The organism is Halostagnicola bangensis (assembly GCF_054653435.1).
Window position 1 is genome coordinate 2,323,701 of record NZ_BAAIGG010000002.1, and the last position, 26,819, is coordinate 2,350,519.

The 26,819-nt window shown below is 62.1% G+C and carries 26 protein-coding genes; 14 read left to right on the top strand and 12 right to left on the bottom strand.

What is annotated here, in order from left to right; translation table 11 throughout:
- Positions 1–246 precede the first annotated feature (246 nt).
- Entirely contained in the window at positions 247–1,812 is a 1,566-nt protein-coding gene (locus ACYQ14_RS13310; RefSeq protein WP_459888925.1) for an HTTM domain-containing protein, read from the top strand.
- A gap of 66 nt (positions 1,813–1,878) precedes the next feature.
- On the opposite strand, the gene ACYQ14_RS13315 is transcribed toward ACYQ14_RS13310, so the two are convergent.
- On the bottom strand, positions 1,879–3,027 hold the full coding sequence (locus tag ACYQ14_RS13315; RefSeq protein ID WP_459888926.1) for a serine hydrolase domain-containing protein: 1,149 nt from the start codon (positions 3,025–3,027) through the stop codon (positions 1,879–1,881).
- Positions 3,028–3,091: 64 nt separating this feature from the next.
- On the opposite strand from ACYQ14_RS13315, the gene ACYQ14_RS13320 reads away from it, so the two are divergent.
- The 5 genes from ACYQ14_RS13320 (at position 3,092) to ACYQ14_RS13340 (ending at position 7,895) form a co-directional block, all read left to right on the top strand.
- Positions 3,092–3,976: an alpha/beta fold hydrolase gene (locus ACYQ14_RS13320; RefSeq protein WP_459888927.1), complete on the top strand. Its 885-nt coding sequence runs from the start codon at positions 3,092–3,094 to the stop codon at positions 3,974–3,976.
- Positions 3,977–4,039: 63 nt separating this feature from the next.
- Positions 4,040–4,576 (top strand): DUF7342 family protein, encoded by a 537-nt coding sequence (locus tag ACYQ14_RS13325; RefSeq protein WP_459888928.1) that lies wholly within the window; start codon positions 4,040–4,042, stop codon positions 4,574–4,576.
- Positions 4,573–5,007, top strand: coding sequence for a toxin-antitoxin system TumE family protein (locus tag ACYQ14_RS13330; RefSeq protein ID WP_459888929.1), 435 nt, complete (start codon positions 4,573–4,575; stop codon positions 5,005–5,007). Before ACYQ14_RS13325 ends, ACYQ14_RS13330 begins: the two co-directional genes overlap by 4 nt.
- 128 nt (positions 5,008–5,135) lie before the next feature.
- Complete coding sequence (locus ACYQ14_RS13335; protein ID WP_459888930.1) at positions 5,136–7,073, top strand: molybdopterin biosynthesis protein; 1,938 nt, start codon at positions 5,136–5,138, stop codon at positions 7,071–7,073.
- A 165-nt stretch (positions 7,074–7,238) separates the two neighbouring features.
- Complete coding sequence (locus ACYQ14_RS13340) at positions 7,239–7,895, top strand: helix-turn-helix domain-containing protein (RefSeq protein WP_459888931.1); 657 nt, start codon at positions 7,239–7,241, stop codon at positions 7,893–7,895.
- 48 nt (positions 7,896–7,943) lie between these two features.
- Here the strand turns inward: ACYQ14_RS13340 and ACYQ14_RS13345 are convergent, their stop codons facing one another.
- The 7 genes from ACYQ14_RS13345 to ACYQ14_RS13375 form a co-directional block, all read right to left on the bottom strand.
- Positions 7,944–8,573 (bottom strand): HAD family hydrolase, encoded by a 630-nt coding sequence (locus ACYQ14_RS13345; protein WP_459888932.1) that lies wholly within the window; start codon positions 8,571–8,573, stop codon positions 7,944–7,946.
- 114 nt (positions 8,574–8,687) lie between these two features.
- Complete coding sequence (lwrS, locus tag ACYQ14_RS13350; protein WP_459888933.1) at positions 8,688–9,074, bottom strand: LWR-salt protein; 387 nt, start codon at positions 9,072–9,074, stop codon at positions 8,688–8,690.
- Positions 9,075–9,120: 46 nt separating this feature from the next.
- Entirely contained in the window at positions 9,121–9,402 is a 282-nt protein-coding gene (locus ACYQ14_RS13355) for a 4a-hydroxytetrahydrobiopterin dehydratase (RefSeq protein ID WP_283836248.1), read from the bottom strand.
- Positions 9,403–9,466: 64 nt separating this feature from the next.
- The gene (hemA, locus tag ACYQ14_RS13360; protein WP_459890074.1) at positions 9,467–10,795 is read right to left on the bottom strand and encodes a glutamyl-tRNA reductase; all 1,329 of its coding nucleotides are present in this window, start codon (positions 10,793–10,795) and stop codon (positions 9,467–9,469) included.
- Positions 10,796–10,797: 2 nt separating this feature from the next.
- Positions 10,798–11,511, bottom strand: a complete 714-nt coding sequence (locus ACYQ14_RS13365; RefSeq protein WP_459888934.1) for a precorrin-2 dehydrogenase/sirohydrochlorin ferrochelatase family protein — start codon at positions 11,509–11,511, stop codon at positions 10,798–10,800.
- Positions 11,512–11,546: 35 nt separating this feature from the next.
- Positions 11,547–12,815: a siroheme decarboxylase subunit beta gene (gene ahbB / locus ACYQ14_RS13370; protein ID WP_459888935.1), complete on the bottom strand. Its 1,269-nt coding sequence runs from the start codon at positions 12,813–12,815 to the stop codon at positions 11,547–11,549.
- A gap of 144 nt (positions 12,816–12,959) precedes the next feature.
- On the bottom strand, positions 12,960–13,364 hold the full coding sequence (locus tag ACYQ14_RS13375) for a DUF5778 family protein (RefSeq protein ID WP_459888936.1): 405 nt from the start codon (positions 13,362–13,364) through the stop codon (positions 12,960–12,962).
- A 151-nt stretch (positions 13,365–13,515) separates the two neighbouring features.
- Between ACYQ14_RS13375 and uppS the strand changes: the two genes are divergently transcribed.
- On the top strand, positions 13,516–14,457 hold the full coding sequence (gene uppS, locus ACYQ14_RS13380) for a polyprenyl diphosphate synthase (RefSeq protein ID WP_459888937.1): 942 nt from the start codon (positions 13,516–13,518) through the stop codon (positions 14,455–14,457).
- Positions 14,458–14,599: 142 nt separating this feature from the next.
- Positions 14,600–14,830, top strand: a complete 231-nt coding sequence (locus ACYQ14_RS13385; RefSeq protein WP_283836256.1) for a hypothetical protein — start codon at positions 14,600–14,602, stop codon at positions 14,828–14,830.
- 129 nt (positions 14,831–14,959) lie between these two features.
- Here ACYQ14_RS13385 and ACYQ14_RS13390 read toward each other — a convergent pair whose 3' ends face one another.
- On the bottom strand, positions 14,960–15,565 hold the full coding sequence (locus ACYQ14_RS13390) for an undecaprenyl diphosphate synthase family protein (RefSeq protein ID WP_459888938.1): 606 nt from the start codon (positions 15,563–15,565) through the stop codon (positions 14,960–14,962).
- 229 nt (positions 15,566–15,794) lie between these two features.
- Here ACYQ14_RS13390 and ACYQ14_RS13395 point away from each other — a divergent pair, with 229 nt between their 5' ends.
- Positions 15,795–16,115 carry a hypothetical protein gene (locus ACYQ14_RS13395; RefSeq protein WP_459888939.1) on the top strand — a complete coding sequence of 107 codons (321 nt, stop codon included), beginning with the start codon at positions 15,795–15,797 and terminating at the stop codon, positions 16,113–16,115.
- A gap of 174 nt (positions 16,116–16,289) precedes the next feature.
- Positions 16,290–17,615 carry a DUF92 domain-containing protein gene (locus ACYQ14_RS13400; RefSeq protein ID WP_459888940.1) on the top strand — a complete coding sequence of 442 codons (1,326 nt, stop codon included), beginning with the start codon at positions 16,290–16,292 and terminating at the stop codon, positions 17,613–17,615.
- A 36-nt stretch (positions 17,616–17,651) separates the two neighbouring features.
- Here ACYQ14_RS13400 and dnaG read toward each other — a convergent pair whose 3' ends face one another.
- Together dnaG and ACYQ14_RS13410 are read right to left on the bottom strand one after the other, a co-directional pair.
- Positions 17,652–19,088, bottom strand: a complete 1,437-nt coding sequence (gene dnaG, locus ACYQ14_RS13405) for a DNA primase DnaG (protein ID WP_459888941.1) — start codon at positions 19,086–19,088, stop codon at positions 17,652–17,654.
- Positions 19,089–19,264: 176 nt separating this feature from the next.
- Positions 19,265–20,209, bottom strand: a complete 945-nt coding sequence (locus tag ACYQ14_RS13410; protein ID WP_459888942.1) for an ArsR/SmtB family transcription factor — start codon at positions 20,207–20,209, stop codon at positions 19,265–19,267.
- A gap of 178 nt (positions 20,210–20,387) precedes the next feature.
- On the opposite strand from ACYQ14_RS13410, the gene ACYQ14_RS13415 reads away from it, so the two are divergent.
- The 3 genes from ACYQ14_RS13415 (at position 20,388) to ACYQ14_RS13425 (ending at position 23,362) form a co-directional block, all read left to right on the top strand.
- Positions 20,388–20,657 (top strand): DUF3311 domain-containing protein, encoded by a 270-nt coding sequence (locus tag ACYQ14_RS13415; protein WP_459888943.1) that lies wholly within the window; start codon positions 20,388–20,390, stop codon positions 20,655–20,657.
- Entirely contained in the window at positions 20,654–22,129 is a 1,476-nt protein-coding gene (locus ACYQ14_RS13420) for a sodium:solute symporter family protein (protein ID WP_459888944.1), read from the top strand. Before ACYQ14_RS13415 ends, ACYQ14_RS13420 begins: the two co-directional genes overlap by 4 nt.
- A 255-nt stretch (positions 22,130–22,384) precedes the next feature.
- Positions 22,385–23,362, top strand: a complete 978-nt coding sequence (locus ACYQ14_RS13425) for an HFX_2341 family transcriptional regulator (protein WP_459888945.1) — start codon at positions 22,385–22,387, stop codon at positions 23,360–23,362.
- A gap of 25 nt (positions 23,363–23,387) precedes the next feature.
- Here ACYQ14_RS13425 and ACYQ14_RS13430 read toward each other — a convergent pair whose 3' ends face one another.
- Positions 23,388–23,741: a DUF7344 domain-containing protein gene (locus ACYQ14_RS13430; protein ID WP_459888946.1), complete on the bottom strand. Its 354-nt coding sequence runs from the start codon at positions 23,739–23,741 to the stop codon at positions 23,388–23,390.
- Between the two features lie 350 nt (positions 23,742–24,091).
- Here ACYQ14_RS13430 and ACYQ14_RS13435 point away from each other — a divergent pair, with 350 nt between their 5' ends.
- Positions 24,092–26,800, top strand: a complete 2,709-nt coding sequence (locus tag ACYQ14_RS13435; protein WP_459888947.1) for a valine--tRNA ligase — start codon at positions 24,092–24,094, stop codon at positions 26,798–26,800.
- Positions 26,801–26,819: the final 19 nt, after the last annotated feature.

Genomic DNA, 26,819 nt, shown 5'->3' on the forward strand with positions numbered 1-26,819 from the left:
GCCTGCACGTGATGTCTGTCTGCAGTCCTCTCTGATACGGTCGGTTGGGGGAATAGCGTCAGAAACCTCCCGAGCGACGGTTCTCGAGGATCGTCTGTGTACTCTGCTACACACAAAGCTTATTTCAGAGACGTACACAGAAACGATCATATTTCCAGAATATGATCGTGATCGAACAATCGATCGGAGTGGCCTGCATGCGGTTGGTGTGGAACCGCTCGTTCGAGTCTACCGGGAGCACCTAACATGGGCGTCGCGTCGAAGTTGGGACAGATCGGGCCGAATACTGAACGGTACCAGCGGTTTCTCACCCACCTCGAGCCGGTTCGACGGCGGGTTCGATCCCGGTTCTCGATCGATACGCGCGCGCTCGCCGCCCTTCGAATTTCGCTCGGGCTCATTATTCTGGGCGACCTGCTCTACCGTGCCGGAAACATAGAGCGGTTTTACACCGACAACGGGGCCTACCCTCTCGCGGCCTACGAGGGGACCTACGGGCAGGTCGTCGACTTCTCATTTCATGCGATGTCAGGGGAGCTGTGGGTGCAACAGCTGCTATTCGTCATCGCAGGGGTGTTCGCCATCGCGTTCGTGCTCGGCTATCGGACGAGGCTGGTCGGCGTCGTCTCGTTGCTTCTCTTGCTCTCGTTACAAGCGCGAAACCCGACGATTCTCAACGGCGCGGACCGACTGCTCCGGATCATGTTGCTGGTCGCACTCCTGACGCCGCTGGGAGAGCGATGGTCGATCGACGCGCTTCGTCGCGGTTCGGCCCGGTCGACCGCGCTTAGCTTCGGAACCGCCGCGCTCCTCATCCAGCCGCTGATGGTGCTCTCCCAGAACGCGGTGCTCAAGTACGAAGGGAACACCTGGTACGAGGGCGAAGCGGTCCAGATCGCACTCTCGAACGACGTGATGACCGTGTTTCTGGGCAACTACCTCGTCTCGTATCCCGGACTCCTCGAGGTACTCAACTGGATTTGGGTTGGTTTGCTCGCCGGGTCCGTCGTTTTCCTCTTCCTGACCGACGGGCGGCTCCGGGCGTTTTTCGCGCTCGTCTATATGGGTGCGTTCGCGGGGATGGTGACCACGATGTCGGTCGGGCTGTTCCCGTTCGTCCTGTCGGCGACCATGCTCCCGTTTCTCACGGCCCCATTCTGGGAGACGCTCTCCCGTCTGGCACCCGCCGCGCTGACCGACCGGCGACCGTCCGCGTCACAGCTCGGCCCCCTCGGCCGACCGCCCGTCGAACGCCGCGTTCTCGACGCGCTCGACCGGCGCGGGTACGAGTCCAAAACGTCGTTCGTCCGCGCGTACAGCGGCGCGTTGCTGACCGTCCTCGGCGTTATCGTTCTCGCGTCGATACTGCTGTACGGGACGACCTACGTGACGGGACACGACGTGCCAAACGAACTCGACTCGAGTTACCTCAACGAACAACACTGGGGACTGTACTCGCCGAACCCGTCCGAGGCCTACAGCTGGTACAGCGTCGAAGCGGAACTCGAGTCCGGCTCGCAAGTCGACGCATTCGGGGGTGGAAACGTCACCGCCGATCGCCCGCCGGACGCCTCGCAGGAGTACGATACCTTCCGCGATCGGAAGTTCATGGAATCCGTTCGCGACTCCGGACAGGGTGATTCGAACGGCATTATCTCCCGGAGCTACGCGGAGTGGGCGTGCGAAGAAGCCACCGTGACCCACGACGAGTCGGTCGAAGCGGTGACGGTCTACCGGTTCTACCAGCCCAGCCCGATCGACGGCGAGTACGAGGATACGGGACAACTCACCATCATCGAGACGAAGTGCTAATCGATCTTCACCGAGAGCGCAGCCAGCTTCCGTCGTAATTGCCCCTTCGCTGAACCGCGCCGAACGTCACCGATCGAGCGCCAACCGAACCGCGTCCGCGAGCGTACTTACTCGAGTGATGTGCTCGTAGGTTTCCTCTCGGACACCGTTTGTCACGTACGAGAAGGCGACGTTTCGCTCCGGGTCGGCCCAGCCGACGCTACTGCCAAGCCCCGCGTGGCCGAACACGCGCGACGGCGTGAGCGACCCGAACGGATCCGCACTGGTTCCGCCCTTCCAGACGCCGAGGCCGTACCGCGACGGCCGGTGAAGCGTTCCGTCCTCGTCCGTCGCCGCCCAGAGCGTCGTCATCGCGTCGACGATGTCGGCGTCGAGAACGCGCGCTCCCTCGAGTTCGCCGCCGTTCGCGAGGCAGGCATAGAATCGGGCCATGTTTCGAGCCGTTCCGATCCCGTTCGCGGCAGGGATCACGGACCGGCGGATCGACTCGTCGTTGAACGACTCCGCGAGCTCGGCGTGATCGCCCAGCCCTTCCTCGAGTTCGTGACAGCTGTCGAAGGAGGCGAAGCCGGTGAGCGTCGCGACCGAATCATCCTCGTCGTCTCGGAGTCCGATCCCGGTGTCGTCCATCTCGAGCGGTTCGAAGACCCGATCGGCGGCAACCGCTTCGATGGGTCGACCGGATACTCTCCTGACGAGTTCGCCGACGAGCCAGCCGAATGTCAGCGAGTGGTAGGCAGGCTGTTTGCCGGGCGGGAAGATCGGCTCCATCTCCTCTACAGTCTCGACGACGGCGTCCCAGTCGTTCCAGAGATCCGGACGGCGATCGATTTCGCCGTAGGGAAGCCCCGCCGTGTGGCTGAGGACCTGACGGACGGTTATCGTCGCCTTCGCCGACCCCTCCTCGGCGAACGACGGCCAGTGATCGACGACTCGGTCGTCGTACGAAACGTCCCCGTCCCCGACGAGTGCGTGCAACGCCGTCGCTGCGTACGGTTTCGTACACGAGAACAGGACGTGGCGGGTTTCCGGCGTCGTCGGTTCGACGTCGTCCGGCGCGTCCTCGCTGAGCCCCATCACGCCGCCAGCGAGATCGATCTCGAGTCGCCCGTCGACGTACACGGCACACTGTGCGCCGTGGTGGAGACCGACCTCGAGGTGCCTCTCGAAGAGTTCCCCAATGCGTTGCCGATCCCCCTCGCTAAATAGTGACATACCACCGACTCAACTGGCATTTTAATAACTATTCCTATCTAAGATGTACGGTACTGACTCGGCTATGTACACCGACGCCTCACTCCTGTCCGCTCCGACCGCCGAATCGACGTATCGCGATGTCAACGGCGTTCGCCTCCACGTCGTCGCCGCGGGAGACGAAGACGACCCGCTCGTCGTCTTGCTCCACGGGTTTCCCGAGTTCTTCTACGGCTGGCAAAATCACGTCGAACCGCTTGTCGACGCGGGGTATCGCGTGCTCGTGCCCGACCAACGTGGATACAACTTGAGCGAGAAACCCGACGGCGTCCGCGCCTACAGAAAGAGCGAACTCGCTCGGGACATCGTCGAACTCGTCCACAGCGAAGGCCGCGAGTCCGCCCAGGTCGTCGGTCACGACTGGGGCGCTAGTGTGGCGTGGGAGCTTGCGCTCCGATACCCGGCGACCGTCGACCGACTCGGAATCATCAACGTTCCCCACCCCGACGTTCTTCGACATCACATCCTGCGAAACCCCTCGCAGCTCAAAAAGAGCTGGTACGTCTTCTACTTTCAGCTCCCGCGGATCCCCGAGTGGTCCTGTAGCCGGAACGATTTCGCATACTTGGCGCGGGCACTTCGGGCGAACGCGTCGCCGGGGACGTTCACCGACGAGGATATAGAGCACTATCGCGCCGCGTGGAGCCAGCCGGGTGCGTTGACGGCGACGATCAACTGGTACCGCGCCGCGGTCCGTCACGCTGCCTCGCCACCACGCGAAATCGTGACCGCTCCGACGCTCGTCGTCTGGGGCGAGCAGGATTTCGCGCTCGAGCCCGAGATGGCTCCCGAGAGCCTCGCCTACTGCGAGGACGGCCGCCTCGAGCGGTTTCCCGACACCGGCCACTGGGTTCCTCACGAGGAGCCGGAAGCGGTCTCGGAGTTGCTCCTCGAGCATCTCTCCGAGTAGAGTATACTATTCTTCTATGGAGCAAATATATACGCCTGGCAATCGAATACGAATACAACTCGCATGCCAGATGCTGGATATCCGGACGATGCGAACGCCGTCGAAGAACAACGAGAGCGGTGGGATCAGGATCGTTCGACCCGCGATCGTGTGTACGAAACAGTGATTCAGCTCTCCGAGCCGGCGACCGCGGAGGCCGTCGCCGAGCGCGCTCGGTGTTCGGCGGGTGCCGCGCGGGAACACCTCGAGTGGTTCGAGGAACGAGGGATCGTCGAACCGCTCGAGGGGCGTCCCAAGCGCTATCGACGAAACGACGCATATTTCGAGTGGTCCCGAGCCAACGAGCTTCGACGAGAACACGGCGACGCTGAACTCGAGCAGCTCCTCGGCACTCTCGTCGAGGAAGAACGGACGTATCGCGAACGATATGATGTCGATGGGCCCAACCAGATCGACGCACTCGAGGAAGGAGGGTACGACGACCTCGAGACTGTGTGGGAGGATATCGGCGAATGGAAGTCGATTCGTCGAGATATCCGCGTCGTCGAACGAGCTCGCAAGGATCGAGAGGCCGTCGATGGCACCACGAGTCACGGATGAGCGGAGACGACGAAACCGACTCGGGGCCGATCGACATCGACATCCTGCGAATCGTTCGCCGCCGATTGTCTCGGGACGATCGATTCCAGCGCGTCGAATTCGAACCGTCTTCGGACAGGATCCGGAATCTGGTTGCTCGGTATGATCAGTCACTCTTTCCCGACCGTATTCAGAGCGCGCGACTCGAGATACGGTGGTACGTCGGCGGTGATTTCTCGGTGCACTATCTCGAGGAGCCGACGGATGGAACTCGGTGGGACTGTCGCTGGGATCGACACCCAAAGCCCGTGGGTCGAACACACTTTCATCCGCTGCCGGATGCGGGACGTGCGGTTGAGGCCGAACTTCCGACCGACTACCGCGACGTTCTCCCGATCGTACTGGCGTACGTTTCGGAGCGAATCGATACCCTCTGGGCCGATTCGTCCTGATTTTCGTTCCTCCCAGCCAACTCCCTTGACATCCTCCCCGCGCTGAAGCGCGAGGCTTTCTCCTCGATTCTCCGTAATCGGCCCCGCAATCGACCGACGTTTTTAGCCCCCGCGACCAAACACCCGCTATGGACCGCAAGGAATTTCGCGATCTCGCCTCGCCCGCCGAGGCGCGCGAGGCCATCGACTCGCTGTCGCTCGAGGGGGGCATCGAACGGGTACCGCTCGAGCAAGCCCGCGGCCGCGTGCTCCTCGCGCGAATAGACGCCGAACTCGACGTTCCGGGATTCGATCGATCGAACATGGACGGCTACGCGCTCCGTGCGCGAGAGACGTTCGGCGCGGACGAAGCTGACCCGGCCCGACTCGATCTCGTCGGGACGGTACACGCGGGCGAGAAACCCGACGTGACCGTCGGCGAGGGCGAAGCCGTCGAAATCTCGACCGGCGCGGTGATGCCCGAGGGTGCCGACGCGATGGTCCCCGTTGAGCGGACGGACGAGGCGGGTGCGGGAGCTGACGACGGCGAAAGCGATGCCGCGGCTACCCCTTCCGAAGTGCTCGTCCGAACGAGCGTCGCGCCTGGCGACAACGTGATGTTCGCGGGTGCGGACGTCGCTGCGGGCGAACGGGCCCTCGGCCCCGGAACGCGACTGACGCCGCGGGATATCGGCCTCCTCTCCGCGCTCGGGCGCGAGGAGGTCCCGGTTCGGGCGAAACCTCGAGTCGGCATCGTCTCGACCGGCGACGAACTCGTCAGACCCGGCGGACGCGTCGAAAGCGCTCGCGGGGAGATCTACGACGTCAACAGCTACACCGTCGCCGCGGGTGTCGAAGACGCCGGTGGGGAACCCGTTCTCTACCCCCACGCCGGCGACGACCAAGAGGAGATGGAGCGCGTGCTTCGCGAGGCCGCTGCCGAATGCGACCTCGTCCTCTCGTCCGGCTCGACGAGCGCGAGCGCCGTCGACGTCATCTACCGCGTCATCGAAGAACAGGGCGAACTTCTCTTACACGGCGTCGGCGTCAAACCCGGCAAACCGATGCTCGTGGGCCGACTCGAGGACGCCGGACCGCGCTCTGGCGACTCGGAAGGTGGGTCGAACCCGTCCGCAGGTGAATCGGCCTACGTCGGCCTCCCCGGCTATCCCGTCTCCGCGATGATGGTCTTTCGAACGTTCGTCGCGCCGGCGATCCGGGAGGCAGCGGGCGTTCCGGAGCCTGCGAGCGCAACCGTCTCGGGAGCCATGGCAACGGAAGAGCGCTCCGAACAGGGTCGACTCCGACTCATGCCCGTCGGCGTCACGACCAACGGTGACGGCGAGCGCCTCGTCTATCCAGTCGACAAGGGAAGCGGCGCGACGACGAGCCTCTCCGAAGCCGACGGCGTTGTCGAGGTCCCGGCGGACACGGATTACCTCGAGGCCGGCGAATCCGTCACGGTCCAGCTCTTTTCGCCGGACGTTCAACCACCGACGCTGTTGGGCGTCGGCGAAGACGACCCGTCGCTCAATCGCCTGCTCGACGACCTCGAGAACCCCCGATATCTCCCGGTCGGGACGCGACCGGGCCTCAGGCGGCTTCGAAACGGCGTTCCGGATTTCGCCGTCGTCGCCGGACCGTTCGAGCGAGACGTCGACGCGTCCGAACTCGGCCGCTGGACTCGCGAGTGGGGCCTGATCGTCGAACCGGGCAATCCGCGAGAGATCGAGGGACTGGCGGATCTCGTCGATCGCGATCTCAGTTTCGTCAATCGGACGACTGACTCGGGGCTTCGGACGAGTCTCGAGCGCGCGATCGACGACCTCGCCGACGAACGCGACGCGTCGCGAGGCGAACTCACCGAGTCGATCGACGGATTCGATCTCGGACTCCGAGCACACGAGAGTCCGGCTCGACGCGTCATCACCGGCTCGGCGGACGCCGCCGTCGGCCTTCGCGAGACGGCCGAGCACCTCGACCTCGAGTTCGTCTCCCTCGGCGACCAACCCGTTCGCGTGCTGGGCGATCCGGATCGGCTCGAGAAACCCGGCGTCCGCGCACTCGTCGAGCGCCTCAAGGAGTGAAGTTAATTTGAACTGCTCGATTACGGATTCGACAGCTGTCGAACGACACCTCTCGTCTGAACAGTCCGCGTTCGCTGTCGTTCACGGCATCGTTGGAAACCACTCGGGAAGACTGTCAGTCAGTTCGGAATAGGAGTTTTACCGCTCTCTGCTGTACCAGTAGTGATGTCGACGATTGCCGAGTTCCGTTTCCCAGCGACGGAGACGATGCTCGCAACCACGTTCGAACGAGTCCCCGACGTTCGCTTCGAACTCGAGTCATCCGTCTCGCAGAATCGTCCCTGTTTGTGGGTTATCGGGGCCAATCCCGAGAATATCGAAGCGTCGTTCGACGCCGACCCGGCGGTCGAACGGTTCGAGCACCTCGTCGCGGCGGGGGACCGACTCCTCTACGATGTCACCTTCGCCGGGACGACACCTATCCTCTCCGACGAGTTTCTCGAGGCGAGTTGCTCGCTACTGGCAGTCTGGGGGGTCGACGGGTGGTGGCAAGCCAGGGTCCGCGTGCAGGATCGGGATGCGCTCTGGACGATCAGGGATCGACTCCTCGAGGAGGACGTTTCCGCCGATTTGCGCCGGGTATCCGACGTCACCTCCGAAACGACCCGGGACACGCGACTCACGCCCGAACAACAGGAGGCGCTTGAAGCCGCACTCGAGGAGGGCTACTTCGAGATCCCTCGCCAGATCTCGATGGAAGAACTCGCCGCGACGCTGGATATCTCCCATCAAGCGCTCTCCGAACGACTGCGGCGAGCCTACGAGACACTGGTCAACGAGGAACTCCAACCTGCGGGCGAACCCCCGACCTCGAACCAGTGATCGGGGGGATTCGACGGCGGATCCCGACCACGAACTCCGCTTGAGTGATCAAAACAGTTCGTCGAACGACCGGACTCGGTAATCGCCCAGCACGCACCGCCCGCGCCGATCGTGACCGACGCGCTCGACGTGGATGGCGTCGAGGCCGGCGTTCCAGGCCGCGCCCACGTCGTTCGCTCCGTCGCCCGCGAGAACGCCCGTGTGTCCGTTTTTCGCGACGCCGAGATCGTTCATCACCCGCTCGACCGGCGTCGGGTCCGGCTTCCACCCCGTCTGTTCTGTACAACAGAGCGTCGTATCGAACCAGTCCGCGATCCCCACGTGCTCGAGGACCGGTTCGGCGAGAAACTCCTGGCAGTGCGTGACCAGTCCCACCGGCTCCTCGAGTTCGGCGACGAACTCGGCGTCCTCGTGGAGGTAAGTTTGTTCGGCTCGGACGAGCGGATCTTCCTCGGCGTGGAACGCCTTCCAGAACGCCGTCGGTTCGATCCCCCACTCCAGCAGCTGTCGATCGCGCGAGCCGGTGAGCCCGCTCCAGATAATGTCCGCCTCTTTGTCCGAAAACTCGCGGCCGATGCTATCGCCGACGCGATCGAAAACGTCGCGGGTGTAAGACCACTCCACGTCGACCAGCGTCCCGTCGAGATCGAGGAGCCAGAAATCGTATTCGGAGACCATCTGGACGGTGTCTTACGAGACTCTCGAGTAAGAGTTTGTCGCCCGCACGGACTGGTCGGGAAACTCACGTGACCGTTCGATAGCAGTGAACTAGTGTACCCGCATCTGGCGCGGTTACGAACCGTTCCCTACGACGCGGATGCTCGAGCCGAGGTACTTCGAGAGGACTTCTGAGACGTTCTCGGCGTTGAACGCCTCGAGATCGATCGCGATTTCCTCTTTTAGCGCCTCGAAGTACGCCTCGTCGGTCTGCAGTTCGCGAAAGTCGACCTCCTCAACCTCGAGCGGATGCTCGAGCCACTCCTCGGCGAGTTGGCGTCCATACTGCTGGTCCGACAGTTCGCCGCGCCAGAGCGTGTCTCGAAAAAAGCGCCAGCCGTCGGTTCCCGGTTCGGGTGCCTCGAGCGAAAGCACGGTCTCGACCGTCGCCGGCTCGAGGGAGACGTCGGGCCGGTCGGGTTCGAAGCGGAGTCGAACGCGGAAAACGTAGCGGGCGTTCATCTGTGGATTCTCGGTCCGGATTGCAGTGGTCGTCTCCTCGACCAACTCACGCCGATTGCTCGGATTCGATCAGTTCGGCCATCTCGATGTCCGCGTCCGTGATCCCGCCCTCCTCGTGGCTCGTCAGCCGCACCTCGAGCTCTTCGTACCTGATGATGATCTCGGGGTGGTGAAACTGCGACTCGGCGATTTCGCCGACCATCTGGGCGGCGTTGACGCCGTCGAGGTAGTCGTCAAACTCGTAGACGCGGACGATTTCGTCGCCCTCGCGATCCCACTCCTCGGGAAGTTCCTCGTTGATTTCGTCGTCGGACAAGAGATCTGCCATATTGGTCGAACGGAACGCAGTAAAATAATGATTGTGCCAACCCGACGACCGGCAGAGAAACCGCTTAGTCGTCGTCCGTTGCACCGATCGCTTTGGGGGATGCGTTTCCGAACAGCGACTCCGGTGTCTCACCGCGTTCTCGTCCGCCCGATCCAAAGTCCGGATCGAACAGCTCTAATGCAGTGTTGATCGTGCGCCAGTCGTCCTCCTCGGCGGCCGCTCGTAGGCTCTTGGTCGGCGGCGCGAGCAGTTGACTCACCAGCGAGTCGGCCATCGATTCGATGATCTCGCGCTGTTCGTCGCTTAGCCCCTTTCCGTCCTCGTCCTCGAGCCTCGAGATGGCCGTCTCGAGTTCGCGGGCCTTGATCCGCTCTGCGGACTCGTACATCGTCCCGATGACGTCGTCCGCCCGCGCTCGCTTGTACTGACTCCGAAGGTGGTCGAACTCTCGCTCGATCATCGCTTCAACCTTCGAGGCGGCCTCGGCGCGCTGGCCGCGGGTTCGTTCGGTAACGGTCTCGAGGTCGTCGAGATCGAAGACCGTCACCGACTCGAGTGCGCCCGCGTTCGGGCGGACGTCGCGTGGCTGTCCGAGGTCGACGACGATCTGTTCTCGACCGCCGAGATGTCGTTGTTCGAGTAGCGGATCGTCGCTACTGGTCGCTGTGACGATGACGGTCGCCTGTCCGGTGACCGTCTCGAGCGACCGGAGGGGAACGGCGCGTCCGTCGATGTCGAACTCCTCGACCAGATGCTCTGCGTGGGAAACGGTTCGGTTCGCGACGACGAGCTCCTCGATGCCGGTTTCTGCGAGACTTCGGGCGGCGAGTTGCCCCATCTCGCCGGCACCGATGACGAGCCCCGTCGTTCCCTCCAGCGACCGTTCTCTGGTCGCGAGTCTGGCCGCCGCCGAGCCCAACGAGACGACGCCCTCGTTGATCTTCGTCTCCGTTCGCGCGCGTTCGCCGACGTGGATCGCCTTCGTGACGGCCATCTCGAGCAGGGGACCGATGCCGCCGGCGGTCCGGGCGTCCTCGTAGGCCGTTCGAACCTGTCCGATGATCTGATCCTCGCCGAGGACGACCGACTCGAGCCCCGTCGCGACTCGAAGCAGGTGTTTGAGGCTCTCGCCGTGGTCCGTCCTGACGAGCGCCTCGTCGTCGGTTTCGCCGAAAAATTCCTCGAGCGCCGCCTGGCCGACTGCGCTGTCTCCCGTGACGACGTACGCCTCGACGCGGTTACACGTCGAGAGGACGATCGCCTCTTCGACCTCCGGTATCGAGAGGAACTCGGCGACACTAGAGCGTTGGCTCTCGGGACTTGCCGTTGCAAGATCGTCGACGGTCCCGCTTTCGTGGGTTACTCGCGCGCCAGTAACGACACCTGCTGGCATCATCACGGCTCACCTCCTGTCGCACATTCCTCGTCCAGCACGTCCTCGATCACTTGCCCATAGTTCGAAGTGCCAGTACGTAAAGCTGTCCAAGTGGACGAAGAATTGACGACGCTCGAAACGATGGCCCGTCGTCGGTCGACCGAAACCTCCCGATCTTTGAGTTCGGTTCGCAACTCGCCGAGAACCGTCGCCATCTCGCCCGCGCCCTCGAGCGTCCCCTCAAGTTCCTGTCGGAGGTACTTGCTCAGGACTGGTGCGGTTCCGCCGGTCGAAATCGAAACGACGACCTGATCGTCTCGAACCGTCGCGGGAACGACCACGCTTCCGGGTTCTCGCTCGCCGGACCGATCCGCGCGGTTGACGAGGACGCCTCGGTCGCGAGCCGCTTCGACGGCGGCTTCGTTGACCGCCTCGTCGTCGGTCGCGGCGACGACCAGCGCCGGATCGACTCGCTCGATCCACTCCTCGACCACTTCGGGTTCCGGTGCGGCGCGGACCAGTTCGACGCTTCCCACGGTTTCCGCATCGCTGTGGTTCGCTGTTTCGTCGTCGCCCCCTTCGTTCGAGCTACCGAACGATTCGTCGACGAATTCGGGACTCACAACGGTAACGTCGGCTTCCCTGGCGAACCGGCGTGATTTCCGCGCCCCGACGGGTCCGCCGCCGAAGACGAGCACGGGAACGTTCCTAAAGTCGTGTAGCAGTGGAATCATCGATGTGTGAGTTGGGACTGTTCTCCTGTGCTGTCTTACCGTGTCGTCGTGTTCGCGTCGGCGCGTTCGGCCAACCGAATGCCGGTCTTCTTGAGGATCTCCGTCGAGAACAGGGAATCCCAGTCGTCTTCCTCGACCGCCCAGTGTTCGCTCATCGTCTCCCTGACCTGTTCGATCCGTCGCTGGCTCTCCGCTTCGCTCCGACCGTGCGTCATCGCGAAGAAGTTGTACGGCCAGACATCGTCGTGGCGCGGCCGTTCGTAACAGTGAGTGACGAACGACAGGCCGGCGACTTCGGGACCGACGGTCGAAACGAGATCGTCGGGCACGTCCCAGACGGTCATCCCGTTTTCCGTGTAGCCCAATTTGTAGTGGTTCGGAACCACGCCGATGCGGCGTATCTTCCCCTCGAGATCGAACCGTTTGACGGTCTCAAGGACCCAGCCCGTCTCCTGACCGATGGTTTCGGCCACATCCGCGTAGGGCGTCTCCGTAAGCGGCAGGCCGTCTTGCACCTCGAGGAGCAGATCCCGTTCGTCCGGCGAGAGCGTGTCCCGGTCGGCTGGCGTAACGTCCGGGCCGAGATCGGAACAGTCGACGCCAGCGGATGCGGTGTTTGCGGCTGTCTCGCCCGAGCCGTCTGCACTCGAGCCGAACGGTCCGTCGACGTAGAACTTTGCTTCGACGCGGAACTCCTGTTGTTTCGGGAGGTTGTAGGTCTCCTGTCCGGTTTCGGCTTCGATTTCGGAGAGCACCTCCTCCACACGGCTGCTCACGGCTTCGCCGTTGTCTCGCGGCTTCGCCGTCTGCTCGCGGGTCTTTGACCCGCTCGCACGGTTCGAGGGACTCTCCGAGTCCCTCGCAACTCGACTGTTCGCGGAACTCTGTTCCGCGCTCTTCGCTCGTTCCGAGGCGCTATGCGCCTCGCGCTCGGCGACGCTGACGACAAACCACACGTTGAGGTGTGGATGCTCGCGTCGGTAGTTGTGGGCGACTTCGCGGTGGTCGTTGACGGCCTCGACGATCTCGTCGAACCGATCCTCGGGGGCGTGCATGGCGACCAGCGTCGCCGCTCCGCCGATCTCCTGGGCGTTGACCAGCGGCCCGAACCGCGAGAGCACGCCGCGCTCGTCGAGATCCGCGATCGTCTCGAGAAGTTCGCCCGCGGTGATATCGACGCCTCGCTCAGCCATCGCGCTCGCGGCCGGTTCGAACGGTCGCTCCGTGACCGGAAACCCGCCCTGAAAGGCGTTGACGACCGCTCGCTCACGTTCCGACAGATCGACGCCCGAAGCCGCGTTCATACTGGTTCGTCAGGAGTCGCGTCACATAAGCGAATCGGGACCGCGTGTTCGGCTACGAGCCACGCATGAAAACGGACCGAACGGTCGAAAACGACGAAATCTGGCGTTGAAGCCGAGTCGCTACTGGTGTTTTATGCGTGGCAACTACTCGCCTTCGACGCCGGTCGCGTCGAAGCCGAGTTCGCGCACGTCCTCGAGGATCGCCTCGTGATCCGCGCTCGCTTCGTAGTAGATGACGATATCGAAGCTCCCGTTTCGGAGGAGTTGCTGGCACTCCCAAACGAACTCCTCGTCCTCGAGGGTCAGTCCCTGATGCTGGTTCGAGGAGAAGTCGGTGTCGTCGTTCCCCGAGTAGACGTAGCAGTTGGTCGGGTCGTGGCCCGCGCGCTTGGCGATGATGTCACCGACGTCGATCGTCGCTTGCATCATCTTTACGTCTTCTTGCCCGTCGTACTCGGTATGGACGACGGTCGCGTTGAGTTCGATGTCGCCGGGCTCGAGCAGTGCCTTCGTCCGCTGGTAGAGGTCGTCGTCGATCGCGTCTGGCATTGACGGAGACGAGCCTCCGGGGACTCATAGCCGTCACGGTTCAACGATCGGAGACGTCGCGACCGCCCGCCCTATATAATAGTTTCCACACATATCATTGGTTCCAACTACCACACAAGACACATAGTGATCGGACCCGTTACGATAGGTGATGAAGCGGTGGCTTCGCCGACGCGTCGACTGGGCCTACGAGCAGCTTCTTTCTCGAGAAATCTCCGGTGCGCCGACTCACGTCGCCGTTATTCAAGACGGGAACAGACGCTACGCGCGACGCCACGGCGGCAACGCACCCGACGGGCACCGTGCTGGCGCGGAAACGACCGAACAGGTCCTCGAGTGGTGTCAGGATATCGGCGTCGAGGAGCTTACCCTCTATACGTTTTCGACGGAGAACTTCAACCGTCCCGACGAGGAAAACGAGGAGCTGTTCGATCTCCTCTGTGAGAAACTCCACGAGTTCGCCGACGCCGACCGCGTTCACGAAAACGAGGTTTGCATCCGCGTTATCGGCGACGTCGACCGGCTCCCGGGTCGGGTTCGGGAGGCCATCGACTACGCCGAGGATCGGACCCGCGGTTACGACTCGTTTGTCCTCAACATCGCGCTGGCGTATGGCGGCCGTTCGGAACTGCTCTGTGCCGCCCGGAGCGTCGCTCGAGACGTCGACGAAGGAGACCTCGAGCCCGAATCGATCGACGTCGAGACGATCGAATCGAGACTCTACGACAGCTCCGTCAGGGATGTCGACCTGATTATCAGAACCGGCGGCGACGAGCGGACCTCAAACTTCCTGCCGTGGCACGCCAACGGCAACGAAGCCGCGGTTTTCTTCTGTACGCCCTACTGGCCGGAGTTCTCGAAACCCGATTTCCTTCGAGGGATCCGCACCTACGAACACCGTGAGGCTTCCTGGCGTCGTACCCGTGCCCGTCGTGCGCTGGCACTGCTGGGCGCGGTCAGCGAACCCGAACTCTCGGAAGCGAAATCGGTCGTCGACCGCTTCCGAGATTCGCTTCCGACCGGCGAACAGCCCGAGGAGGGAGACGATGAGGATCTCGAGGGCCTCGAGACGGGACGACAGGCAGCGGACTAGCAGACCGTGCATCGAAGCGCACCGATTTGCATCGTCGCGTGTTTGGTTTCGAAGAATACTGTTTTCGGTTCGCCTGGAAGATCGGTTTTTGGTGCGACGATTCGAAACGTTGAATCACCAACACCCGAAATAGTCTGGTAGGATGGATCGCCGACTATTCGCGATCGGACTCGCGGCAATTTTTCTCGGCGTCGCCGGGCTGGGATACCTCCTCGCAACCGGCGTCTTACAGCACCCGAGTGACGCCGCCGACCAGTACGAAACCGCCGATTTCGTCTTGATCGCGGGATCGTTCACGTCGGTAACTATCGGCGTCGTGTTGACGTTTCGCTCGTACGTTGATCTCGACCCTGACTCGAGGTCGAGGAACTGAACGCCTGCTACTGCGTTTCGAACCCATGGGCTCGATAGAAACTCTCGAATCGACAGGTTTCACGAGGATCGACAGGTTTCACGAGGATCGACAGGTTTCACGAGGATTGACGACGGACGATTCGAGCGCCTACTCCCCGAACCGGCGCGACCGATTGCAAAACTCTCGGACAGCACGAAGGAAGTCCCGTTTTCGGAAATCTCGCCAGTTGACATCAGTAAAGTACAGCTCCGAGTAGACCGACTGCCAGATCATGAAATCCGAGAGCCGTTCGGCTCCGGTCTTGATGACGAGGTCGGGTTCGGAAGGGAAGATCAGGTGTTCTTCAACCGCCTCGTCGTCGATCTCTTCGGGCTCGAGTTCTCCTTCGTCGACGCTGGTCGCGAGGGTCCGAATGGCGCTGGTAAACTCGTGTTTGCCGCCGAGCCCGATCCCGATCTGAATCGGCGCGTCCGCCGGCGTCTCGTCGTCCGGCCCGCGAACTGCGCTTTCGCGGGGTGTCTCAACCGTCTCGAGATCGCTGCGAAGCGTTGGCACTGCCGCTGCGTCGAGGACGCTGACGTAGACCGTCACGCGCTCGGCGTACTCGAACGCCCACCCGAAGAAGTCGGTGAGCGTCTCGTAGGCACCCTCCTCGAGGAGGTCGCGCTCCGTGATGACGAGCGCGACGTGGTCGGGGCCGTCGGCCTCGTAGCGACCGATCCTGTGCGTCAGGTACCGTTCGTACAGTCCCACGGCCGTTGGTTTTTCTGCGAGACCCATACCCGTTTCGGGATCCTTCACGTCTCGATTCGCGGTCGGCCCCCGTTGACGGACGAGACACTGCGTTCGGATCTGTACTTGTATTTTCCGACAAGACCGCGTCAATTCGGGCAGAATCGCGTTCACTCGGAGAGAACGCGTCCGTTCGGATAGAATGCCGTCCGCTCGAAACCATTATGTCATTCGGCCATCCTGTCCCAGTATGGTCCTTTCGTACATCCTTTTCGTGACAGTTGCAATCGGCGGGTACGTCGCCTTCCTTTCGTATTACGACCGTGAAAGCGAGACCCTGATCGGGACGGTGTTCCGAGCCGTCGTCGTAGTCGCCGTTTTGCTCGTTTCACTGCCACTCGGGGTCTTTCTCGGTTCGAGTATCGTCTCCGCGTTCACCGAGAGTCTCCTCGCCAGCTCACTCGTTTTCACCGGCTCGCTTGCCCTGCTGACCGTACTCGGTTTCGGGCTCTATCTTGTCGCCGAGGGGGAGTTCCCGACATCCCTTCGGCGACATGTGTCGGCCGAATAGTCCATACTCGCCCGTTTACCGGAGCGCAGATACGGATTCTCTGCGGTACCACACCCGAAAATCGTTTCGTGATCTTCCTCGGAAAATCGAAGCACAGTTCCTCTACTAGTTTATTTCACCGTCTGTATCGGTTCGGGAAGCTTAAAGTAAACCCCACAGAAAGGATCGGGTACCGTGACAGCACCCGTCTGGCGAGCTGGCGCATTCGCAGTGCTCTCGACGCTTTCGCTCGTCCTTCCACTCTTCGGGCCGGAATCCGCGCTCCTTCTCGCGTCAGTACTGATTCTGGGCGCGCTCATCGTCACCGACGGCCGGCTCTTCGATCTCCTCGCGTACCCTGACGACTACGAAGATGGCCGCCTCTACGGCGTCATCGCGTTCGTCTTCGGCGCCGGCATTCTCGGCTCCTTTACCACGGCGTTCTCGATGCCCGTTTCCGTGCTGGTGGGAACGATCTTCCTCGTCGGCTACGGGAACCTCGCGGAGCGACTCGCTCGCCGCAGACTCGATCACGGGGTCCGCTCCGTCGCCGCGTTCTGCGTCGGCGGCGCCGTCGCCGGCGTGGTCGGCCAGATCGCCACGCTTTCGATCATCGATAACTCGCTGGAGTCCGCACTACCGGCTGTCCTCTTTCTGGCCGCTAGCGGCGCCCTGCTCGCCGCCCTCTTGCGAGACGTCCTCCTGTTGTACGACGACCCGGTGATCATGCTCTCGGTCGGGTTGCTCCTCTGGTTGCTCGCCGAACTCGAGACGACGATCGGCCCGGTCGAGATCCTCGCCGCGCTCGCGGTGACGATCGCACTCGGATACGTTTCGTACGCGCTCGAGACGGCCTCGATCGCGGGAATGCTGACCGGCGTCTTGCTCGGCCTGCTAACGATCGTTCTGGGGGGCTACGGCTGGTTCGTCGTCCTCATCTCCTTTTTCGCGATTGGCGGACTTTCGACGAAGTTTCGATACGACGAAAAGGAAACGCGCGGCGTCGCCGAAGAGAACGACGGTGCGCGAGGGAGCGGGAACGTGCTCGGTAACGCCGCCGTGGGACTGGTCGCAGTTCTCGCCTACGCGGCGAGCTCGGCCGGCATGATACCCCGCGAACCCGAACTGTTTCTCTTCGCCTTCGCGGGATCGGTCGCGGCCGCGATGAGCGATACGCTCTCGAGCGAGGTCGGGAGCGTGTTCGATAAGCCGTTGTTAATCACGACGCTCGAGCCGGTCGACCCCGGAACCGACGGCGGTATCACCTGGCAGGGAACTGTGGCCGGGTTCGGCGGTGCGACCATCGTCGCAATACTGTCTTATGCCTTTTTCGCCGAAGTGGGCCTCGCCGGTGCGGCGATCATCGCGACTGCGGGATTCGTCGGCATGATCGTCGACAGTATTCTGGGTGCGACACTCGAGGGGTCGTCGCTGGGCAATCAAGGCGTGAACTTCCTGGCGACGCTCTCCGGAGCGATCCTCTGTGCGCTGCTCGTACTGTCGTTAGCGATCCTCGGCTGAAAATGAGATTCGATTCCGTTCGAACGGACCGCTTGTCTACGCTTGCTCCGGCGGTTCGTCGGCGATTTCGTCGATCGCGTGGATACGGACTGCGGTCGGTCGCTTCGTGAACTGTCCGAGCGAGCGAGCGACGATTCGATCGACTCCTGCGTCGGTTGCGATATCGAGGAGCCGTTGTCCGAGAATCCCGTCGAGAACGATCGTCGCAGGGTCGTCCTCGAGGCGTTCCAGCGCTTCGTCGGCCTCGCTCGCGGCCTCGTCCTCGAGAATCGTTCCGTCTTCGCCGAGGAACCGAACGCCGTCAGTCCCTTCGCGAATAACCTCGTTTGCGTGCTCGTAGACGGTTCTCGGGCCGCCAGCCGGTTTCGTCTCACTCGAGTGATCCGGACCAACGGACGCGTCTCCCGTTACCGTCTCGGGATCCTCCGCCGTGGCGTCTCCTGTGACCGATCCGTCGTTTGCTGTTGGGTCGGCGTGTTTGGGTGCTGGCGAAGCCGTCTCGATTCCGCTCTTGGATTCGACACCGCTGGAAGAGCCGGCTTGCCGACTCGAGTTCTTCGCTCGCTCGACGGTGTCCTCGAGCGGTGCCGTCTCGGTCGTGCTCGTCACCGGCGGTGACGGCTTCGCGCTGCCGTCGGTCGCGGCGACGGCCTCCTGCGGTTCGTTCAGTTCCGAGATGGTTTCGTAGGGGACCTTGTTCCGCAGCGCCGCGAACAGCTGGTGGTGGTCGAGATCCTCGACCGATTTCTCGGCCGGTGCGAAGGTGACGAAGTCGACTTCCCCGACCTGTGCGAGTTCCTCGAGGATGAGGTCGCCGCCGCGGTCGCCGTCAAGAAAGGCTGTGACGGTCCGGTGGTGCGTGAGTTCCGCAATCGGGTCCGGGATGTTCGTTCCTTCGACTGCAATCGCGTTTTTGATGCCGTATTTGAGGAGTGTGAGGACGTCAGAACGGCCCTCGACGACGATAATCGCGTCGCTGTCCGTTACTCTCGGGCCGGCTGGCAATCCCTCGTATTCGGTGACGTCCTCGACGCGGACGTGCTGGCGGACCTCCGTGAGGATTTCGTCGGAGGTCATCACGGAGTCGTCAAAGCCCGTTCTCAGCAGTTCTTTCGCCCGGTCGACGACCTCGTTTCGCTTGGCCGCCCGAACGTCTTCGATCCCGGTGATCTCGAGTGAGGCTCGACACGGGCCGATTCGGGTGATCGTCTCGAGCGACGCGGCGAGCGTCGCGGTTTCGACCTTATCGAGGCTGGTCGCGATCGTTAGCGTCCCGTGTGATTGGCCGTTCGTGCTCGCGATTTCGACGTCTATGCGACCGACCTTCTGCGATTGTCTGAGGTCGCGGAGGTCGAGTTCGTCGCCGAGAAGCCCTTCGGTTTGTCCGAAGATCGCACCGACGACATCGCTGCGCTCGACGACTCCTTCGGCCGTGACGTCCGCGTGGATGAGATATTTCGACGTGTCTTCCATTGGAGATCCGCCCCGCGAGAGACCTGTTCGGAGACTCGGAGACTCGTTACCTGAAATTATGTCCGACAATGGCAAATAGTTGTTGACCTCGAGTCACAGCCTACGTCTGGTCGCCTATCCGTGTTATTCTCCCACAAACCTTCCGTTCCGTTAGAATTTGGTACACGTTGTGTACTTCAGTAAGCCGACCAGTACCAGTACGCCGTCACGACCGTCAGCACGGATACGCCGCCGAGGAAAAAGAGCAGTCCCGGCGGAACGCTCGAGAGTATTGCTTCCGTCGTCTCGGCGGGGTTTTCGCCGAACACGTCCGCCAGTATACCGCCGTCGTCGGAACCGTCGACGTCCTCGCCGCCGTACCTGTCGGCATCGCTGTCTTCCGAGGGAGCCGCGTCGTCTCCCTCATCCGCTGTTGTCGCGTCGTCGTCATCAGTTCGGTCGTCGGATTCGCCCGGGTCGTCGGATTCGTCCTGTTGAATGGCGACATCCTCGGATTCCGCGTCGTCGGTTCCGCCCTCGTCCTGTTCCTCGTCGTCTCCGACAGCATCGTCAGTCGACCCGTCGTCCCCGTCGCCGGCTCCACCGTCACTTCCGTCGTCGGTTTCTCCATCGTCTCCAGCCCCAACGCCGTCGCCGGTATCTCCGGTAGCGGGTGCCGCCTCGTCCTGTTGGAGTCCCGATCCGACGTACTGCTGGAGGCCGTACTGGACGAGCAAACTGCCGGCGGCGAGTGCGCCGACGCCGCCGAGAAACCTCGAGAGGGCGGTTCGTAACTTCGACGCCGTCGACTCGTCGCTCGTGACGATTAGTGGTCCGTCGGCCGTCGCGTAGACGCTCATTTCGTTGCCACGAGAGGAGTACCAGGTGTCGACGACTTCGACGAGCCCCGCATCCTCGAGTTTCTCGAGGTGGTATCGAACGTTCTGAATCGAGGAGTCGACCGCCTCGGCGATGTCGCTCGGCGTTCCCGGTTCGTCGGCCAGCGTCGAGTAAATCTCCCGAGCCGTCGAGGAAGAGAGCGCCCCGAAGACGGCGTCGGCGTCCTCGTCCTCGAGGTCGACGACTCGCGGTTCCCCCTCGCTCGAAGGCGTGTCGGATCGAAGGGGGAACAGCCGGGCCATAGTGGGTTCAGATTAGGTTCTCTCGCCGACAGTTATACTCCTTTTCCTACGTGAAAACGCGATTTCACCTTGGAAAATCACCCGACGGAATCGCGTCGGGATATTGAACGAAAATATCTCTTCGATCCCCGAAATCGAATAGAAACTATTACCAACGCCGCTGCTCGAGGGAGCACAAATGAGTCGCGCTGAGCTCGTCGGGTGGGGGATCGTGGGGCTCGTTCTCTGCGTGTTCGCGATTCCGTGGTTTCTCTGGGGGACGGAGACACTCGTCGCCGGGCTCCCGCTGTGGATCTGGTGGCATGTTGGGTGGATGCTACTCGCCTCGCTTGTCTTCTGGGTTTTCACGAAGCGCGCGTGGGGAATCGGGATCGAAACCGACGCTGGGGGGACACAGACTGCCAACGGGACTGAATCGGGCCTCGAGGAGCGCGGTGATTCGCCGTGACGCTTTCGATTCAACTGGGGATCATCGTCGGCTATCTGCTTCTCGCGCTCGTGATCGGGCTCGTCGCCTACCGGATGACCGAGCGGACGGCGGAGGATTTCTATCTGGCGAGTCGGACGGTCGGAACGGTCGTCCTCCTGTTTACGACCTTCGCGACGTTACTCTCGGCGTTTACCTTCTTCGCCGGTCCCAACATGGCCTACGCGTGGGGGCCCGAATGGATCCTCGTTATGGGGCTGATGGACGGGATCATCTTCGCGATTCTCTGGTACGTCATCGGCTACAAACAGTGGCTGCTCGGCCAGCTCTATGACTACGTTACCCTCGGAGAGATGCTCGGCGATCGGTTCGCTTCGAGGGAGCTTCGGGGACTCGTCGCCGGCGTCAGTCTGATCTGGCTCTTTCCGTACGTCATGCTTCAGCAGGTCGGCGCGGGAACGGCCCTCGAGGCGCTGACCGAGGGCGCGGTCTCCTACGCGGTGGGGGCCGGGCTCATCACCCTGTTTATGATCCTCTACGTCGTCGTCGCGGGCTTTCGCGGCATCGCCTGGACCGACACGCTCCAGGGCGCGTTCATGCTCGTTACGACCTGGATCGCGTTCATCTGGATACTCGTCGCCGTCGGCGGCCTCGAGACCGCGACGGGAACGCTCCAGAACTCGCCGGCGACGAGTGAATTCCTCGCGCTTGGAAGCGCTAATTACACGCCCCAGTGGATGCTCTCGACGGCGATCACGATCGGCTTCGGCGTCGCGATGTTTCCGCAAGTGAACCAGCGCTTTTTCGTTGCGGGCTCCAAGCGGGTCATCAAACGCTCGTTCGCGCTCTGGCCGATCCTCTGTGTCTTGCTGTTCGTTCCCTCGTTTCTACTCGGCGTCTGGGCGCAGGGGCTGGGCCTCGAGATGGGCGAGAGCGGGAACATCCTTCCCGTCATTTTGAGCGAGTACACCGCGGTCTGGTTCGCCGCGCTGGTCATCGCGGGCGCGATGGCGGCGATGATGTCCTCCTCTGATTCGATGTTGCTCTCGGGATCGTCGTACTTCACTCGAGACCTCTACAGACCGTTCGTCGAGGCCGACCTCTCCGAGCGGCGCGAAGATCTGATCGCCCGCATGGGCGTCGTCTGTTTTGCCGTCGCAACCTTCCTCGCGAGTCTTTACAACCCCGCGACGCTGTTCGAACTCGGCGACGCGGCCTTCGGCGGGTTCGCTCAGCTCGCCCTGCCGGTCATCGTCGCCCTCTACTGGCGCGGGACGACTCGGACAGGACTTATCGCCGGAATTGTCGGGAGTCAGGTGTTTTACCTCTCGAGTCTGTTCGTTTCGCTCGTCCCGAATGCGTACGCCGGGTGGACTGCCGGTGTGGTCGGCATGCTCCTCGGACTGGCACTAACCGTCACCGTTTCGTGGGCCACCACCTCGGTTGTCGAGGAGCGTCGATCGCGGTATTTCGAGGGGCTGTCGGGGGACTGATAGGGTCAGTTGTGCCTGTGTACCGGTTTGTCCCAGAGCGGGGTGGTGAATGGCCGGAAATGACTAACAACCGACCCTATGAAGGATATGTCGAGAGCGATTTCTCGAGTACTGTTCTCCTCGTCCAACCCAAGAGTGACCCCTCGAGAATACTCGAGAAACTGGGACGATACTGGGCGGGAACCGCCGGTGTCGTTTCGCGATGGAATCACTCGAGTTGCTGGGATTCATAAAGACCCCGACGAACTGTATCGTATGCAAACCCACATCGTTCCGGTCGGCTTTGATTACGACCGGCTGATCGCGCCGCTGGTTCGCGATCAGATCGACGTCGATCGCGTTATCTTACTCGAGGGGGCGGTCGGGAGCGAGGCCAACGTCGAGTACTCGAGACACCTCTCGGGAAAGCTCGAGGCCGATTTCGAGAACTTGCTCGGCGCGAGCACGAATCGGTTCGTGCTCGAAAACGTCTACGACTACGACGAGGCGTTCGAGCAGGCCTACGACCTGATCACGAACGAACTGGATCGGGACAACGAGGTCTGGGTGAACATCGCGGCGATGCCCCGAACCGTGAGTTTCGCCTTCGCCAACGCCGCCCACTCGCTGATGGTCGAGCGCCAGGAGGAACGCGAACAGATCCACACCTACTACACGGCCCCCGAGAAGTACCTCGAGACCGAACTCGCCGAGGAGCTTCGGCGGCAGTCGTCGCTGCTCGAGAAACTACTGGAGGGAGGCGATGCCGATAACGAAGCACCCGTCGACCAGCAGGCCGACAGCGTGACGGGCGTCGAGACCGACCGAATCGCGGATCGCCTCGAGAGCGCTCGAGATCTGCTTTCGGAGTTCGACGAGCGCGGAACGACGATCGGTGCGAAGGAGATCGACGGCTCGCACATCGTTGAACTGCCGGTCGCGTCGTTCTCGAATGTCAAGCCCTTCGAGGAGTTCATCCTGTACAAACTCGGCGAGGAAGGCGAGTTCGACTCCGTCTCGGAACTGGCCGAATCGCTGGCTCGAGAGCTCAACGAGGAGTACACCGACAGTTTCCGCTCGAAAGTGATCTACAACGTCGACAGGCTCGGTCCCGGCGGAAAGGGGTACATCGAGCGCGAGGAGCACGGCAAATCGTACCGGACGAGACTCTCCCGAATCGGGGAGCTGTGGGTGCGGTCACACTCCGACGAGGTGCTTTCGGACGGCGACGACCCCGTGTCCACGTCCGACTGAACCGACCGATCAACCGACACCAGTTTCACCCGCTCGCGGTCGCGAAGAACAGATCTTGATCCGCTCGAAATGGAAATCGTTCTCGAGCGGTGTTCTCGAGGGTAACCGTATTCGTCTCTCGATCGTACTCGACGAGACTGTGATCGACGAGCCGCGGGATGTGACAGTGGACTAACGACGTGACGACTCGAGTGTGCGTTTCCTCCTCAATGTCGCGTTGGTGCTTCCCACATTCCATTGCAGCGACTTTGCGTCCGAGCGTCTCAACGGATTCGTGTTTCTCTTCGAAAAGGACCGTAAGTAAGCACCGTCGTCGTGATTTCGAGAGGAGTTGGAACGCTGTTTCTCGACTGATCGGCTGAAGGTTAGCGGAAGGCATACAAATTACTTATGGCTATCTCCTATACAATACTTCCCCCTAATAGTATAAATAATTGAACCTGGACGTCGGGTTCGAACGAGGGACGAAACACATAACATGCCTGCTCGAGGATTGTACTGCATGTCCGACGCCGGAACGAGGGGCTTCACCAGCTTCGAAGACCCACCCAAATCGGTTTTCGTAGGGCCGTCCTAGGCCCCATTCTCTACCCCGTTTCGACGGATGTATTGTTCGCGACTGGATTCAGGCGAGTAACGACCGGTATTACCGATGTTCGAACACCAACTGCGATTTCGACGACAGCGCCACCGACAGTATCGACGACGCCCATTGCGGGCGGTGAGAGCATGAGTACGGAGACGCCGGATAACGACCCCGGGAGCGATTCCGGGCAGTCGTTCGAAGATCCCGACCTCGAGGGCGGGTACGACCCCGAAACGGTCGAATCGCGCTGGCAGGACCAGTGGATCGACAAGGATGTTTATGCCTATGACGGCGACCCCAAACGGGATCCCAACACCGTTTACGCCATCGATACCCCACCGCCGACGGTCTCGGGAAGCCTGCACATGGGACACCTCTACGGCTCGACGCTGCAGGACTTCGCCGCTCGATTCCGTCGAATGTACGACGGCGAGGTATTGTTCCCGTTCGGATACGACGACAACGGGATCGCGAGCGAACGCCTGACCGAGTCGGATCTGGATATCCGACACCAGGACTACGAGCGGCGGGAGTTTCAGGAACTCTGCCGGGAAGTCTGCCAGAAGTACGAGGCGGAGTTCACCGAACAGATGCAGTCGCTGGGCTGTTCGATCGACTGGAATCACACCTACAAGACAATCGAACCGCGCGTCCAGCGCATCTCCCAGCTTTCCTTTATCGACCTCTACGAGAAGGATCGGGAGTACCGCAAGAAAGCGCCCGCGATCTGGTGTCCCGAGTGCGAGACGGCGATCTCGCAGGTCGAAACCGAAGACGACGAGCGCCACGCACACTTCAACGACATCGCCTTCGAACTCGTGGGCTCGGACGCGCCGCGCGAGGAGTTCGTCATCTCGACGACGCGACCCGAACTCCTCCCGGCCTGCGTCTCGGTGTTCGTCCACCCCGACGACGAGGAGAACGAGGACCTCGTCGGCGAGACGGCCCGCGTTCCGCTCTTCGGCCACGAAGTGCCGATCATCGCCGACGAGCGCGTCGACATGGAGAAAGGAAGCGGCGTCGTCATGTGCTGTACGTTCGGCGACCAGAACGACATCGAGTGGTACCAGGCCCACGACCTGCCCCTGCGGGTCGCGATCGACGAAACCGCGACGATGACCGAACTCGCCGGCGACTACGAGGGGCTGTCCACCGAAGACGCTCGAGAAGCCATCGTCGAGGACATCGAAGCCGCCGGGCACCTCCGTGACCGCCGCGATATCGTCCACGACATCGGCGTCCACGAACGCTGTGACACGCCGGTCGAGTACCGCGTCTCCAAACAGTGGTACGTCGAGATTCTTGATCACAAGGAGGAGTACCTCGAAGCCGGCCAGGAGATGGACTGGTACCCAGAGAAGATGTTCACCCGGTACCGCCACTGGATCGAGGGTCTCGAGTGGGACTGGCTGATCTCCCGCCAGCGCGACTCGGGGATCCCGTTCCCGGTCTGGTACTGTACGGAGTGTGACCACGAGGTCGTCGCGGAGAAAGCGGATCTCCCCGTGGACCCGCTCTCGGACGAGCCGCCGGTCGACAGCTGTCCTGAATGTGGCAACGACGAGCTCGAGCCCGAAGAGGACGTCTTCGACACGTGGGCGACCTCCTCGCTGACCCCGCTGATCAACGCCGGCTGGGACTGGGACGAGGGAAGCGAGTCCTTTGAGATGGATAACCCCGAACTGTATCCGTTCGATCTGCGTCCGCAGGGCCACGACATAATCTCCTTTTGGCTGTTCCACACCATCGTCAAGTGCTACGAGCACACGGGCGAGGTGCCCTTCGACGCGACGATGATCAACGGCCACGTTCTGGACGAGAACCGAGAGAAGATGTCCAAGTCCCGCGGCAACGTCGTCGATCCCGACGACGTGCTCGCGGAGTATCCCGTCGACGCGATCCGATTCTGGGCGGCCAACGCCGCGGTCGGCGATGACTTCCCGTATCAGGAAAAAGACCTCCGAGCGGGCGAGAAGCTGCTTCGGAAGCTCTGGAACGCCTCCAAACTCGTCGATACCCTCGCACCCGCCGAGCCCGAGGAACCCGCCGAACTCGAGGCGATCGACCGCTGGATGCTCGCGGAACTCGACGACGCCGTCGTAGAGTTGACTGGCTACCTCGAGGAGTACGAGTTCGCGAAGGCTCGCGACCGCCTGCGGACGTTCTTCTGGAACACGTTCTGTGACGACTACCTCGAGATTGCGAAGACTCGGGAAGACAGTCCGTCGACTCAGTACGCACTACGAACGGCTCACCGAACGTTCCTCGAACTCTGGGCACCGATCCTTCCCCACGTAACCGAGGAGATCTGGCAAGCGATCTACGCCGGCGAAACGAGCGGTGCAGACGCTGGCGACCTCGAGAGCATACACACCCGCAACTGGCCCGAACCGCGCGGCTATGACGCCGACCTCGAGGCCGGAGAGACGGCCATGGAGGCCATCTCTGCACTCCGGCGGTACAAGAGCGAGCGCCAGTTGCCGCTCAACGAAGAACTCGATTCGGTCGCCGTCTACGGCTCGATTTCCGGGTTCGAAAACGCAGTTCAGAACGTGATGCACGTCGCCGATCTCGAGGTGCTCGACGATCAGCCCGAGATCACGACCGAGGTCGCCTCGATCGATCTGGATTACTCGACGCTCGGGCCAAAATACGGTTCGAAGGTCGGTGATATCGACTCGGGTATCGAGAGCGGAGAGTACGAGATTGACGACGACGCAGGCGTACTACGTGTTGCTGGCGAGGAACTCGAGGACGACCTGTTCGAGGTCTCCCTCAAGCGGACCTATTCGGGCGACGGCGAGATGCTCGAGACGGAGTCGGCGGTCATCATCGTCGATCACGACGAATAACGCAGGGACAACGAAGATG